This is a genomic window from Paenibacillus sp. F4, from assembly GCF_002894905.1.
In the GTDB taxonomy this organism is placed as follows: domain Bacteria; phylum Bacillota; class Bacilli; order Paenibacillales; family Paenibacillaceae; genus Paenibacillus; species Paenibacillus polymyxa_B.
Genome location: NZ_POVS01000009.1, coordinates 657,782 through 670,741, shown reverse-complemented (window position 1 = coordinate 670,741; position 12,960 = coordinate 657,782). Strand labels below are relative to the sequence as shown.

Genomic DNA, 12,960 nt, shown 5'->3' with positions numbered 1-12,960 from the left:
TAGTAAGAGATTTATGGAGCATGAGCACAGATTTTTATGCGGGGAAGACATATATTCATCAAGGTCAATACTTCCCTGGCTTAGCTGAAAACTAGAAGACGGCTAAGAAGTATTCCAGTCGGAAGAGAACCGAGCGTGCAGCTTCTGGGCTAAGAGATAAAACAGGTCAGACATGCGAAGCCATGGAGGTAAAAGGAGAGTGAACCAATTTGGACGGACTCGTTATTAAGCCTAAATGGGCAGATATGATCCTATCGGGCATCAAAACGTGGGAGATTCGCGGCAGCAAGACTCATAAGCACGGCACCATCGGCATTATCAAGAGCGGCAGCGGACTTGTATATGGGACGGTGGAACTGGATGGTTGCGTACCGTTGCATGGTCCTGATGATGTGGAACTGATATTAGGCAACCAGGACAAACATCATGTAGCGCTGGGAGCTATCAAATATCGAAAGCCTTGGGCGTGGGTGATGAAAAATCCAATCATTTACCCGGAGCCTGTACCTTATAAACATCCACAAGGGGCAGTAATATGGGTTCGGCTGCCGAAAGCAGTATACCAAGGAGGCGGTAAAGGTGAGTGAACGGACATATAAGCTGCAAAAGGGCGATCAGGTTGTAATGTACGGTTGCTATGAAGCCCGTAAGGAGAAGTACAAGAACAAGGTTTGGACAGTAGAATCCGAGTCTTGGGACTTGTGTGGTTCGGAGGTTGTGCGGCTTGAAGGATACAGCGGAGGATTTGCTACGGAATATTTGAAGAGGGTTGAGGCATAACAGCCTTTACCCCCGTACTCTAAATCCCTTCGGATTTATAAAACTACTTGCAACTACCAATTCAATTATAACTGAGAGAGGTATTCTATACCTTCTGTAATTATAAAAAATCCCAAAACGATAAATATAAAGTAAGCAAAAAAAGTTAGAGCTTTTAGTGTCGTTTTTGGGATTCTTTTTTTTGCTTCTGGATCACGAGTGATTATAAAAGCTCTGAATGCAGCATAAAGCGGAATACACATAAGAAGTACTGTTAAAAAGTTCATATTTTTCTCCTAATTTTTTGAATTTAATTTTACCAGATTTAATTGAGGTGAACAATATGTTAAATGAAGTTGTAGACAATATGAGAGCCAAGGTTTTAACTCAACACTTATGATGATTAAGCCAATACAGGGTGTAGGTAACACCTGCACCCACTAAGGGAGGATATAGCTATATGAATAAACCAGAAATCAAATTAGAAGAGGTTATGTATACACCTCACTATGATCCGAAAGCAACCCCTTACCCGGTACATGTGATTAACAGAGCTCATAACGCACCATGCTCGCAGGGATACATCAGATGTACTGGATGCGGCAAAGGACATCATTACCGTTGGAATCAAGATGGTCCCTGGATACAGATTAAATGCCCAGATTGCGAAACATTGTCAGCTTGGTGGGAAGAGTACTATGACAATGAAGAGGTTGGGGAGGAACAACAATGACAGATAAACCACGTAACTGGCAAGAGGATATGAAACTATGTCAGAAGGCTACAAGAGGACCGTGGATGGGCTTTGACGATAGTGATGGTCATTGTATAGGAACGAAGGATATCCATCCACAATTAAAAGCTCATGCGCCTGTGGTGACACTGGCAACATCTATACGCGGCAAGTCAATCTATATATCGCAGAACGATTCTGATTTTATCATAGCATCCCGCGTGAAGCCCTTCCTTACTGGCTCCTACAAGTGATGAAGTTGGAAAAAGAGCTTGAGGAATCTGAACTTGTTAACTGGATGAGGGAATGTAAGATGGCGACAGAACGGCATGCGGCTGTTTCACGAGATCGAGACGCTGTATATAAGAAATTGGAAGAGGCTGAATCCCTTATACAACAAAAGGATGCAGAGATAGCCGCTGCTGAGAAAGCATATGAAGGGTTACAAGCGAATTGCGTAAGCCGTGGAGAGTATGAAGCGACATTGAAGAAACTGGATGACATGACCAAAGCGTATCACGCTCTCCTGAAAGAAGTAGGAGACACCCCATGATAAGAGCCTAACCCGCTATACTAAGTGTTGCTTCAGTTATATGTTGTCTGTTTGCTTGGCTAAATATAATGTACACTTCTATAATAAAGAGTGTTAACTTGTCTTTATTTCACAAAAGGAAGATGAACTATGACATTGTCAAATGGACAAATTGAACGCTTAGCAGTAGGAGCCATCACGAATGTCGCAAATCAACCAGGGTGTTTTTTAGTTCCCAATATTCCTGTTGGCGACAAGGGAATATCCTTTGACGGCAGCATTTCTGTTTTTACTGACAGTTCAGAGAAAAAAGAATCATTGTTTGGAATTGTTCCAGTACAAGTTAAAGGGACAGAAGTAGTTCATTTTCACAAAGGAGTAAGATCGTTTTCGTTGGATATGGGCCACTATAGAAATTACTTGAACAGTGATGGGGTACTATTGCTAGTTGTGGAAGTAAAGTCTGCTGGAGATAGCAAAATATTTTATAAGTCACTATTAGGAATGGAACTCAATCAACTTGTTCGTATCTATGGTCACCAAAAGACCAAGTCAGTTGAACTGCGGCCACTAGAAGAAACCAATCTCTATACAGTCTGCTATAAATTTTTGAGGGAACAGAAACATCAACCGAGAATGCTTGTCGAGAAACAAATTTTCTCCCCAGAAGCATTCCAAGAATACAGATTATCTAGTATGACGTTTGATACATCGAACCCAAAAACAAGTTCGATCTTCGAACACGATTTTAATGTATATGGTGTTATAAATGAAACTCATTTTCCCTATAAAGTTGGAAGAATTGAATCCATGGCTACATCTAGTTTGACAAGATTAAGTATTAATGGGGATTTGTATTCTTTAACATCGAAATTATCTTTTGAACAGAATAAAACAACTGTTGTTATTGAAGAAGTAATCACCATTAATATTTATGAAAAGGAACAAAAATATAATCTCCATTTTATGGGATTCCGGTCTCTTTCAACGCAATTGAAAGTTATACCCTTAGTAATTGATTTATTGGCTGGTCATCCTGTAGAGTTTGAGGATTCCGGGTTTGTTCTCAAACTAAATACACAGAAGATATCAGGCAATCTTCAAGAGATACAGGTATACCAACAGAATCTACTTGATATGACTACTGCATTTAAACATTTAGGCATCCCTGAAAATACATTTTTTGGTGGTTCCGATATTAAAGATGTTTATCCACAATTACTAGCAATTACAAAGACTGTGAGCCAAAATTCATTGAATGGGATAACAATAGAGAAGCCTGAAAATACATCATTACTCAATATTAAATTGGGAGATAAGTCTGTTGTTGTACTCTACAATCCAAAGGGTGATAGGCTGTTAATTAATGGTTACTCCGAGGATATTCTGAAGATAGACTGTGTTATCAATATAAATCAAGAAGGAGAAGGTTTTCCTCATAGCATCTACACTATACTTAGTGAAGAGGCTTTGGGGAAATCTATAAATTTTGACTATCCTATTATTAGGAGAACTTTTGATAAGTTTGATCCATTTATTAACATGGAAACTTTCAATTGGACGAATCAATTTTGTTTAAAATGCATACAAGCTTATGATCTAGGAAATAATTCACAATTACTAGATTTAGCCAACTATGTTTATGATAAATACCCAACAGACTTTGATGCGGGAGATTGTTGTTCAGATCAGATAATATTCATAAATCGGCTCCAGATTCATAAACGGTTAAATGGAACATTAGACGAAACTATGATTGAAAAGTTGATTGATTTAAAACATGAGGCAATATCTCATAGTGACAAAGATCTCCTATTTTGCATTAACGTTTTATTAGAAAATAAAATTGAAGCAAACATCGGGTTTAAACAATTTAAATTTGAAACACAGGAGTTTTACAAAGATCTCCCCATCTACAAATTATATCTTGAATTATAAATTGAATGGCCCTGTTATTATCGAGGTTTGTGTTCATTCTTCAATCATTTTTGCTACGTCTGAGTTAGGTTAGAGTGTACATCGGCACAATGACTATGATTTGAATTACAATAGAGAAATAGGGAGAACACCCAAGCTCTTGCATATATTTTTACTTATCTTTTTTTGAAAAATAATTCTTGTTTTTTGTTCTAAGAGATTTTTGGTTGCAGATTCAATCTCTCTTAGATAGCTATACTTATTTTAGGGAAAATATAAAAAATTAATTTTCCTTCGAAAGGATACATGTTTATGGAACTAACTCAGTCTGTAGAATTAAGCGCTCAGTCTAATGAAGATCCTTCTGATACACAAAAAATAGTCCAAGTAAACTTTTTTGATGATATAGATGCAGTAGATATAAGAAAAACAAAGTGGCTGCTAAATAAATACACTGATTTAATAGATGTAATCAAAAACTATGAATACTCACTTCAACAGTTGGAAAACGGTATGGCTGCGTATGATTTGCTTTCGGCGGAAGGAATGGTTGCCAAGCGAGTTTCGGGACAAGAATTGACAGCAGATGTGACAGCAAATGCCGTGCTACTCAAAGACCAGCGCCATGTGAATTATAAATTCTATCAATTCCTTACGAATAACATTAAATTTACAATAAATAATATACGCGATAACCATGAAGGGTTGATTGCAAAGCTGCTGTTTCTGGATGGAATGAAGTACCTCAAAGCACAACAATATTTAGAAAAGGGTTATCGTAAGGATATACCAGGCATCTCAGCGACTACGTTTGCAGACAAAAGACGTAAGGCCATAGAAAGCATAGCAAAAAGTCTTAAAGTTAACCGAACATTGGATTTTGTCACCATCGACTATGGACGGGGACGAAACAAGGAAGGTGAAATTGGACTCAGGATGCCAGAAGTAAATTAGACCGTAAGGGCTTAAGCCTTTGCGGTCTTTATTGTAGGTGTCTAAAGTTCTAGACTGAAAAATAAAGTAATAGTCTGACGATGCTTCATTAAGCTAACTGGCAGATTAGTTACATAGACGTCAGAATTTTGCATAGGAGTGTAGTCCACCATCCAATACTAATTGTATGGAAAAGAATCTAGATAAACAATATACTAGCTATAACAGTTTATTGTTGAGGTGAATATTAATGGATGAAGTCAATGAATCAAAACAAATTGTATTACAAATGGGCGGTGCCTTGAAAAAGTACAGAAAAGAAAAAAATATGAGCTTAGACGACTTAGCGGAATTAACGGGCGTAAGCAAACTTACTCTGGGGAATATCGAACGTGGCGAAACAAATCCAACTTTGGCGATTATATGGAAAATTTCAAAAGGCATATCTTTACCGCTATTTGCTTTGTTCAAATCAGAAGACCCTGTTAATTTGTATCGAGCAGGCGAGGGACTGCGGTTTTCTAATGATCAAAAAAATTGGATCATTGAACCAGTTTTTAAAAACGCAAGCAACGATATTGAAATGTGTCGGGCTTACTTACAGCCGAATAGCTCGTATCACCCCGAAGGTCATCATGTGAATACAACTGAAATTGCGACAGTAATGACTGGCTCCATTGAAATTCAAGTCAATGGAGAGATTTACACATTGAATCAATATGATACGATCAGTTTTCGTGCAGATAGTCCTCACTCTTATACCAACCATACGGAAAGCGAAACAGTGCTCCATATATCCTTAAAATATGGTTTCTAAAAGTCGATAATTTCTACTTATTAAATACAACTCCGAATTCATGGCGTGAATTCAGAGTTGTATTTTTGTTGTTTAGATGAGATTTGGTATATTATAAAATATTTATTGTTAATAATAATATATTATAATATACTTTTGTTGTTCGCGCGAATACAAATAATACGTATGAATTCAGGAAGGAGAAAAAAAGAATGCCGAAAAAACAAAATAAAAAATTCGTGTCATCTTCTATAGGGCTGATCATTCTCGGCATTATTGTTATTGCAGCTAATTTACGTACTCCCTTAACCTCAGTTGGTCCTTTAGTGAGCCTTATAAGGGATGACGTTCATATTTCAAATACATTAGCAGGCCTGATCACAACGGTACCCTTGCTTGCCTTTGCTTTATTATCGCCTCTAGTACCAAAATTAGGACGAAGGTATGGGGTTGAGCGTATCATTTTGATTGCCCTAATCTTTCTGACTGTTGGTATTGTAATACGATCTTTATCTGGCGCAGTTAATCTGTTTATTGGGACAGCAGTTCTTGGATTCGCAATTGCCGTTTGTAATGTATTATTGCCCAGTATAATTAAACGGGATTTCCCAAATAAAATTGGCTCCATGACAGGAGTTTACTCCATTTCAATGAATTTATGTGGAGCAATCGCATCGGGAATCAGTGTACCGCTAGCCATGAACGCGGGGCTAAAATGGCAGGGAGCAATGGGGATATGGGGGATACTAAGCTTTATATCGATCCTCTGTTGGTTACCCCAATTAAGAAATCAAACGAAACAAACAGCCACGACGAGTCAACAGATGGCCAGCAACGATGTGAATGTTTGGCGATCCCCGCTTGCCTGGCAAGTAACCATGTTTATGGGTATACAGTCCATGGTTTTCTATGTGTTGATCGCATGGTTGCCTGAAATTTTAAAGCAGCAAGGAATTGACTCCAACCAATCTGGATGGTACCTCTCGATCATGCAGTTAGCTATGCTTCCATTTACCTTTATTGTCCCCGTTATTGCTGGGCGTATGTCTAGCCAACGTTTGTTAGTGGTCATCACAACCATTTTGCTTTTGACGGGGACGCTCGGACTTCTTTACGGAAGCTCCAATGTCATTCTGTTGTGGATCATAATACTCGGAATTGGTGGAGGCTTCGCCTTTAGTTTGGCCATGATGTTTTTCGGGTTACGTACTGAAAATGCGCATCAAGCAGCGGAACTGTCTGGCATGACGCAATCGATCGGATATCTTCTTGCCGCAATCGGTCCTGCCCTTATAGGATATCTGCATGATGCGACAAATAGTTGGAACCTGCCACTTTTCATTCTGCTTGGCGCATCGGTCTTACTCTTTTTAGTCGGTATAGGAGCAGCAAGAAACCGTTTTGTAGGTAGCCGAAATAGTTACGAACTGCCACGGAAAGGACGATAAATATGTTTGACAAAATTATGGTGGCCATTGATAGATCTGAGATAACGAACAAACTCCTCGATGCAACCGTTGAAATAGCTCGAAACAAACAAACTCAAGTTACCTTGGTTAATGTCAGCCAGGAATATGTATCGAATGGCATGACTTATTTACCAGGGCATTTCTTGGAAGAAATATTGAACGAAATGGAGAAAGCGAGTTTGGAACAGTTGCAACAAGCCAAATCCAAATTAGTATCTGCGGGGATTAACCCGGAAACACTTCATCTTAAGGGAGATCCTGCACATGAAATATTAAATTATGCAAGAGATTCCGAGCAGCAACTCATTATTATTGGAAGCCGTGGGCTAAGTGGCATAAAAGAAATGATGCTTGGAAGTGTCAGCCACAAGGTTTCACAGCTATCAAGTTGCCCAGTCCTCATTGTGCATTAACTCCTTCGGGAACCATAGAGATGATGCATTGTTATACTAACGGAGAACTTTAGTTCAATAAAACAGCGACAGTCTAGGACTTTATTTTCTCGTCCTTGGTTGTCGCTGTTCTAATTTCTAAGGTCAGTCTAAAACTTATTTTATGGAGTCTAGCGGTATGACAATTCGAAGGGTCGTATGGAATAAAGACACTCAGTCTAATACTTTGGCTTCTGCAGACAGTAGGAACTATGTAAATCCGTAGTAGGTGCGGAATAGAAAGGATTTACACTTTATTCAGGAACAAATTAAATCTATTCTAGGAGGCAATAAACATGGCACATAGTTACGCTTACTTGGATAAGGAAAAAATTCTCCATCTCCATCCATTGGAAGATGAAGCAGTTAAGCATGGCAAGTATGTGGGTACAAATCTGGATTACGACGAAAGCGGTTTTCCGGTTATCGGCGGCGAAGGTGTAATCTATTATGCAGACAAAGACACAGCTTATGTAAACGGAAATGAAGATAATGGCAAACAAATTGCTGTACCAAGTGGCCTTAAAGCACTAGCTGGTCAACTTCTGTAATCATTAAGATTTAAATGTGGTGGCGGAATATACGCAAGGCCGTGATACATGCCTCGCCCACATCGAAACTAACTACAACTAATTCGAGACAGCCGTAAAGAGGGTCATAATACCCCATCAATAAGGGCGGCAGATTGTTCCGCACGTAATGCGGACTATAGCGATTGACGGTAATCGCTGTGAAATAATTCCCGTTGGGAACCATACCGCAAGTATAAGGGAGCGGCAGTGGCAAGCGCATGACGGAGGGTTAGGGCGCAACGAATATGAGTAAGAGAGCGACGGGAAACCGCCGCTTTTTTGCGTTCAAAGGAGACGAATATAAATGTTGAATTTTGGGCAAGCAATTGAGGCTTTGAAGAACGGTAAGAAGGTAGCCCGTGCAGGCTGGAACGGAAAGGGAATGTGGCTCGGACTGGTTAAAGCTGATAACTACATTGTCTTTGAAGCTCCATTTGGAGACGGTCAAGCGACCGATGAAAATATCCCAGAAGGACTCTTGCCATGGATTGGCATGAAAACTGCAGATGGCAAATTCGTTCCTTGGCTGGCATCGCAAACTGACATATTGGCTGAAGATTGGGAGGTTGTCGAATGAATCAGCAGATCGAGAACAATTTCAAGTATCACAAGGCCAACGAAGCCAAGGGGACACAGCATGACAAAGTACGCAGCGCATGTAAAGAACTAGCTTATACGCTTGACAGTCTGCTGCCAAACAGCCGGGAGAAGTCTCTCGCTATGAGACCAAGCTTGAAGAAGTAATGATGTGGGCTAATGCGGGAATAGCGCGTAACTAGCATCTTTTCCCGGTTAACCCCGGGATATACGACACATATAGGGTTATAGCGGTTCGATTCCGCTATGTGTCTTAAAATAGAAGCCGAATAAATTTACTATATATACTATATTTTTATATTAAATATAACTTAAAATTTTGTTGCAACAGGATATATACTAAACATATACCAAATATAGGAGGTAATTCAAATGAAAAAGCTAACAATTGGATTGTTGACGACAGTACTTATGGTAATGGGATCTTCTAGCGCCCTTGCATCACCGAGTCCGGCAGAATTGAAGACTACACCTGCATCAGCAAAATCGGTAATCACTCCACAAGCATATGATGAGCTAAGCTTTTCAGTTGAATCTGTTAAGGTATCGGGAGGGTCTGCTACCGTAACAATAAAACCTTATGGTGGAACTGGTTATTTTAATGGTACTATTACATTCCCTGATGGGACTACTAAAACAGCTTCTTCAAGCGGGCAAGGTAATCCAATGAAGTTTGATTTATATTTTACTAAATCCGGAACCCATAACGGGGTTATTGTACTAAAGAGTGGAAGCCTAACTTACCGAGATACAGTAACAGTAGTTACAACAAGAGATCTATAATAGGTTTAAAATACTTAAAAGCATCCATATGGGTGCTTTTTTATTTTGAAACAATAGGCGGTTCAATTCCGTTGTGTCTTAATAGATGTTTACGATTGTAAGAAACGTGCTGTAAAATGTCGGATAAACACACCTTAGAGGATGGTGCATCCGATGATAATGGATCGTGAACAATTTAGAATGCGTTTGAAAGAAGGGAATCGCAAAGACTTGCCTCTTATAAAAATAATCGCATTCAAAGCAAAATACGCTAAAATGGAAGAAATGAACTTCGAGACGCGTTTCGATAATCTCATGAGCGTACGTCTTAGTAACGCCCTGACGAAAGAGTTTAAAGGAAAATCATTTCGAGAATTTGCTAACTATAAACCGTCTTATTATTCGGGGATAAGTAACATGGGCAAGTTGACATTTGCTGAATTTCTGGACGTACTGTACGACATGGCGGTTCCTATACAGTTAGACTACCAAAACAGAGAATACTATACTGTTACTTAGCTTGCTAAAATTTTGGTAGCCAAAGAAGAGGATATAATAAGGCAGTTAGAATCAGGCCGCTACAAAGATGCATTCATTAATGCGAATGGGGAATGGCTAAAACCTATTCCATCTCGATGAAAGCAAATATGATATCACTTGACAAAATAATAGATACCTCCTGTATCATTAGGTCGCCAGAAGGCGGCTTTTTATTTGTTCAGGAAACTTTTCCTTAGCTTTAGATACATTATCAAAAGGGGTGAATAATAAGATATGGGACGAAAGAGAGATCCGAAACGGGACGAAGCATTTGATTTATACAAAGCTAGTTCCGGCAAAATACGTCTCACAGATATAGCCTCCCAACTTAGTGTATCTGAAGGTACGGTAAGAGGATGGAAGGCTAAAGATAAGTGGGAGAGTTTGATTGCTGGAGAAGCAAAACATACGGAACGTTCCGATGGGAATGAAACTGATCAAAAAAAGGAACCTCCAAATGAAGATGAAGAACCAACATCATATTCGGATGAGCTTTTTCTAAAAGCTGTCCAAATTGTAGCCGAGGCCAAACAAGCCTCGGTTTCTTTATTGCAGAGAAGAATGAGGATAGGTTATACCAGAGCAGCCAGACTGATTGATGAAATGGAGCGGCGCAAACTCGTCGGTACATATAAAGGTGATAAACCGAGAGAAGTATATGCTACCCCACTTACAGTTGATGCGCTCTCTAAAGAACTAAAAGTTACTACTCCAGAAATACGGAACGCTCCGAAAAAGGTATTGGAACGCTCCGGAAATATGGAACGTTCCAAAAAAGTACAGAGCGTTCCAATGGTTGGTGAAGAACCGGAACCTGAAATTCCTGATGAAGATGGATTAACGCCTAAACAAAGGATATTCACTTATGAATACCTTCGAGACTTCAACGCTACCAGGTCAGCGATTGCGGCGGGATACAGTAAGAAAACTGCCTATCAGATTGGATTCGCTCTGTTGAAGAAAGTTGAAATTCAAAACATTATTCGGCAGCACAAGGAATCTATGATTGATGAGGTAGGATTGAATGCTCAGCGCATACTGATGGAGTACATGAAGATAGCTTTTGCAGACATTACAGATTACGTGGAATTTGGTCAAAAGGAAGAAGACGTTCTTGGATTAGAAGGAGAACCGGTCTTTGATTCGGAGACTGGAGAAACGAAGAAGTACAGATATAATTATGTCTCTTTTAAAAACAGCGATGAAATTGATGGAACTCTGGTTTCAGAAGTCAAGCAGGGTAAGGACGGAGTGAGTGTAAAGCTACACGACAAAACCAAGGCATTGGACGTGCTGACTAAATATATGGATTTGTTGCCAGATAAGCATAAACGAATGGTTGAAGACGAAAAACTTAAGATGCAGCGTGAGAAACTTGAACTTGAAAGAGCAAAGGTCACGGGAGAAGGCAATACAGAAGACGATCTAATTGACGACTGGGTAGAGGCGGTGGTAGGTAATGAAGCAGAAGGACTCGCCGGAGACGAAACGGAGGCTTCAAGCATTCAAGATACGGATTCCTGAGTATCGTAAGAATCCAATATTGTTTTGCCAAGAGATGCTTAAGTTCTATCCTGATGATTGGCAGGCAAGTACTCTAATGGATTTAGCTAATAATCCTCGTGTTTCAGACCGTTCAGGTCAGGGTGTAGGGAAAACCGGACTGGAAGCTGCAACAGCCCTTTGGTTTCTGTCCTGCTTCCCTTATCCAAAAGTGATTTGTACAGCTCCTACAACACAGCAGCTACATGACGTGTTATGGGCTGAGATTAATAAATGGCAATCTAAAAGTCCGGTATTGAAACGAATCCTTAAGTGGACTAAGACCAAAATATACATGAAGAATTATGAGGAACGCTGGTTCGCTACAGCTCGTACAGCTACCAAGCCCGAGAATATGCAGGGCTTCCATGAAGACTATATGCTTTTCATTGTGGATGAAGCTTCAGGCGTTGCCGATCCAATCATGGAGGCCATTTTAGGTACGTTGTCTGGTGAGTTCAATAAAATATTGATGTGCGGTAACCCGACAAAAACGTCGGGTGTTTTTTATGATTCACACAATAAGGACAGAGCGGACTATAAAACTCGCAAGGTGTCCTGCTTGGACAGTCCAAGAACCAGCAAGGATAATATCGCTATGCTCAAGCGGAAGTATGGCGAAGGCAGTGATGTATGGAGAGTTCGGGTAGAAGGTGAATTTCCCCGTGGAGAATCGGATACATTTATTTCTTTGGAAGTGGCTGAATTTGCAGCTAAAGATGTGATTTTGGAACCAACCGGCGATATCTTGACCATCGGCTGTGACGTTGCTCGTTTTGGTGATGATGAGACATCTATTTACGCTGGCATTGGTCCCGTAACAGTAGGGCAGCATCATCATTTCAAGAAAGATACGATGGTTACTGCTGGTTGGGTATTGAACCTGATAAAAGAGTTACTTCCACAATATCCAGAAGTAGTTCATGTGAGAATCAGAATAGATGATACCGGTGTAGGTGGTGGTGTCACGGATCGGTTGAATGAAGTTATAGCAGAAGAAGGACTTCCCTATGAAGTTATTCCAATCAACAATGGATCATCATCTTTGGATGAACATTATGGAAATCTAGGCGCTGAAATGTGGGCGTATATCAAGGGTCTGCTAGAACAGAACATGAGCAATTATATGAACAACGATTCTGCGGTCTTACAATTGCCCGATGATGACGTGTTGACTTCTCAATTGACCACAAGAAAATGGTCAATGACCAGTAAGGGGAAAATACTTCTTGAAAGCAAGAAGGACATGAAAAAACGTGGTCTCAAGTCACCGGATAGAGCTGACGCATATGTTCTCACCTTTGGTGAATATTTGCTGGGAGCACCTCAATCTATAATGCTTCCAACAATAGGCGGTGTGTCAATAAAAAGATAACA

At 39.9% G+C, this 12,960-nt stretch carries 18 protein-coding genes; 17 read left to right on the top strand and 1 reads right to left on the bottom strand.

Features of this window, described 5'->3' with window-relative positions:
- Positions 1–209: 209 nt before the first annotated feature.
- Entirely contained in the window at positions 210–587 is a 378-nt protein-coding gene (locus C1T21_RS10195; RefSeq protein ID WP_103048149.1) for an ASCH domain-containing protein, read from the top strand.
- Positions 580–780: a hypothetical protein gene (locus tag C1T21_RS10190; RefSeq protein ID WP_103048148.1), complete on the top strand. Its 201-nt coding sequence runs from the start codon at positions 580–582 to the stop codon at positions 778–780. The genes C1T21_RS10195 and C1T21_RS10190 overlap by 8 nt, the downstream gene beginning before the upstream one ends.
- A gap of 65 nt (positions 781–845) precedes the next feature.
- Here the strand turns inward: C1T21_RS10190 and C1T21_RS10185 are convergent, their stop codons facing one another.
- On the bottom strand, positions 846–1,046 hold the full coding sequence (locus tag C1T21_RS10185; protein WP_075154338.1) for a hypothetical protein: 201 nt from the start codon (positions 1,044–1,046) through the stop codon (positions 846–848).
- Between the two features lie 173 nt (positions 1,047–1,219).
- On the opposite strand from C1T21_RS10185, the gene C1T21_RS10180 reads away from it, so the two are divergent.
- The 15 genes from C1T21_RS10180 (at position 1,220) to C1T21_RS10110 (ending at position 12,958) form a co-directional block, all read left to right on the top strand.
- On the top strand, positions 1,220–1,492 hold the full coding sequence (locus C1T21_RS10180; RefSeq protein WP_103048147.1) for a hypothetical protein: 273 nt from the start codon (positions 1,220–1,222) through the stop codon (positions 1,490–1,492).
- Complete coding sequence (locus C1T21_RS10175) at positions 1,489–1,746, top strand: hypothetical protein (RefSeq protein WP_103048146.1); 258 nt, start codon at positions 1,489–1,491, stop codon at positions 1,744–1,746. Before C1T21_RS10180 ends, C1T21_RS10175 begins: the two co-directional genes overlap by 4 nt.
- A gap of 59 nt (positions 1,747–1,805) precedes the next feature.
- Positions 1,806–2,045: a hypothetical protein gene (locus C1T21_RS10170; protein WP_180984574.1), complete on the top strand. Its 240-nt coding sequence runs from the start codon at positions 1,806–1,808 to the stop codon at positions 2,043–2,045.
- A 129-nt stretch (positions 2,046–2,174) separates the two neighbouring features.
- Positions 2,175–3,962, top strand: a complete 1,788-nt coding sequence (locus tag C1T21_RS10165; RefSeq protein WP_103048144.1) for a DUF4365 domain-containing protein — start codon at positions 2,175–2,177, stop codon at positions 3,960–3,962.
- Between the two features lie 291 nt (positions 3,963–4,253).
- Positions 4,254–4,895 (top strand): hypothetical protein, encoded by a 642-nt coding sequence (locus tag C1T21_RS10160; protein ID WP_103048143.1) that lies wholly within the window; start codon positions 4,254–4,256, stop codon positions 4,893–4,895.
- Positions 4,896–5,124: 229 nt separating this feature from the next.
- The gene (locus tag C1T21_RS10155) at positions 5,125–5,691 is read left to right on the top strand and encodes a helix-turn-helix domain-containing protein (RefSeq protein ID WP_103048142.1); all 567 of its coding nucleotides are present in this window, start codon (positions 5,125–5,127) and stop codon (positions 5,689–5,691) included.
- A 191-nt stretch (positions 5,692–5,882) separates the two neighbouring features.
- On the top strand, positions 5,883–7,118 hold the full coding sequence (locus C1T21_RS10150) for a CynX/NimT family MFS transporter (RefSeq protein WP_103048141.1): 1,236 nt from the start codon (positions 5,883–5,885) through the stop codon (positions 7,116–7,118).
- A 2-nt stretch (positions 7,119–7,120) separates the two neighbouring features.
- A complete protein-coding gene (locus tag C1T21_RS10145) occupies positions 7,121–7,552 on the top strand; it encodes a universal stress protein (protein WP_103048140.1) in 432 nt (143 codons plus the stop codon).
- Between the two features lie 314 nt (positions 7,553–7,866).
- The gene (locus C1T21_RS10140; protein ID WP_103048139.1) at positions 7,867–8,121 is read left to right on the top strand and encodes a hypothetical protein; all 255 of its coding nucleotides are present in this window, start codon (positions 7,867–7,869) and stop codon (positions 8,119–8,121) included.
- Positions 8,122–8,449: 328 nt separating this feature from the next.
- Positions 8,450–8,719 carry a DUF2829 domain-containing protein gene (locus C1T21_RS10135; RefSeq protein WP_219727869.1) on the top strand — a complete coding sequence of 90 codons (270 nt, stop codon included), beginning with the start codon at positions 8,450–8,452 and terminating at the stop codon, positions 8,717–8,719.
- The gene (locus C1T21_RS10130; RefSeq protein WP_258012411.1) at positions 8,716–8,886 is read left to right on the top strand and encodes an Acb2/Tad1 domain-containing protein; all 171 of its coding nucleotides are present in this window, start codon (positions 8,716–8,718) and stop codon (positions 8,884–8,886) included. Before C1T21_RS10135 ends, C1T21_RS10130 begins: the two co-directional genes overlap by 4 nt.
- Positions 8,887–9,111: 225 nt before the next feature.
- Positions 9,112–9,522 carry a hypothetical protein gene (locus C1T21_RS10125; RefSeq protein WP_103048137.1) on the top strand — a complete coding sequence of 137 codons (411 nt, stop codon included), beginning with the start codon at positions 9,112–9,114 and terminating at the stop codon, positions 9,520–9,522.
- A 153-nt stretch (positions 9,523–9,675) separates the two neighbouring features.
- Complete coding sequence (locus tag C1T21_RS10120; protein WP_103048136.1) at positions 9,676–10,020, top strand: hypothetical protein; 345 nt, start codon at positions 9,676–9,678, stop codon at positions 10,018–10,020.
- Positions 10,021–10,275: 255 nt separating this feature from the next.
- Positions 10,276–11,565, top strand: a complete 1,290-nt coding sequence (locus C1T21_RS28305) for a terminase small subunit (RefSeq protein WP_103048135.1) — start codon at positions 10,276–10,278, stop codon at positions 11,563–11,565.
- The gene (locus C1T21_RS10110) at positions 11,501–12,958 is read left to right on the top strand and encodes a DEAD/DEAH box helicase family protein (protein WP_103048134.1); all 1,458 of its coding nucleotides are present in this window, start codon (positions 11,501–11,503) and stop codon (positions 12,956–12,958) included. The genes C1T21_RS28305 and C1T21_RS10110 overlap by 65 nt, the downstream gene beginning before the upstream one ends.
- Positions 12,959–12,960 lie beyond the last annotated feature (2 nt).

Coding starts and splice junctions, on each gene's coding strand:
- C1T21_RS10165 (WP_103048144.1), top strand. CDS start 2,175: ATGACATTGTCAAATGGACAAATTGAACGCTTAGCAGTAGGAGCCATC.
- C1T21_RS10155 (WP_103048142.1), top strand. CDS start 5,125: ATGGATGAAGTCAATGAATCAAAACAAATTGTATTACAAATGGGCGGT.
- C1T21_RS10125 (WP_103048137.1), top strand. CDS start 9,112: ATGAAAAAGCTAACAATTGGATTGTTGACGACAGTACTTATGGTAATG.
- C1T21_RS10180 (WP_103048147.1), top strand. CDS start 1,220: ATGAATAAACCAGAAATCAAATTAGAAGAGGTTATGTATACACCTCAC.
- C1T21_RS10140 (WP_103048139.1), top strand. CDS start 7,867: ATGGCACATAGTTACGCTTACTTGGATAAGGAAAAAATTCTCCATCTC.
- C1T21_RS10185 (WP_075154338.1), bottom strand. CDS start 1,046: ATGAACTTTTTAACAGTACTTCTTATGTGTATTCCGCTTTATGCTGCA.
- C1T21_RS10160 (WP_103048143.1), top strand. CDS start 4,254: ATGGAACTAACTCAGTCTGTAGAATTAAGCGCTCAGTCTAATGAAGAT.
- C1T21_RS10110 (WP_103048134.1), top strand. CDS start 11,501: ATGAAGCAGAAGGACTCGCCGGAGACGAAACGGAGGCTTCAAGCATTC.
- C1T21_RS28305 (WP_103048135.1), top strand. CDS start 10,276: ATGGGACGAAAGAGAGATCCGAAACGGGACGAAGCATTTGATTTATAC.
- C1T21_RS10120 (WP_103048136.1), top strand. CDS start 9,676: ATGATAATGGATCGTGAACAATTTAGAATGCGTTTGAAAGAAGGGAAT.
- C1T21_RS10130 (WP_258012411.1), top strand. CDS start 8,716: ATGAATCAGCAGATCGAGAACAATTTCAAGTATCACAAGGCCAACGAA.
- C1T21_RS10150 (WP_103048141.1), top strand. CDS start 5,883: ATGCCGAAAAAACAAAATAAAAAATTCGTGTCATCTTCTATAGGGCTG.
- C1T21_RS10145 (WP_103048140.1), top strand. CDS start 7,121: ATGTTTGACAAAATTATGGTGGCCATTGATAGATCTGAGATAACGAAC.
- C1T21_RS10175 (WP_103048146.1), top strand. CDS start 1,489: ATGACAGATAAACCACGTAACTGGCAAGAGGATATGAAACTATGTCAG.
- C1T21_RS10170 (WP_180984574.1), top strand. CDS start 1,806: ATGGCGACAGAACGGCATGCGGCTGTTTCACGAGATCGAGACGCTGTA.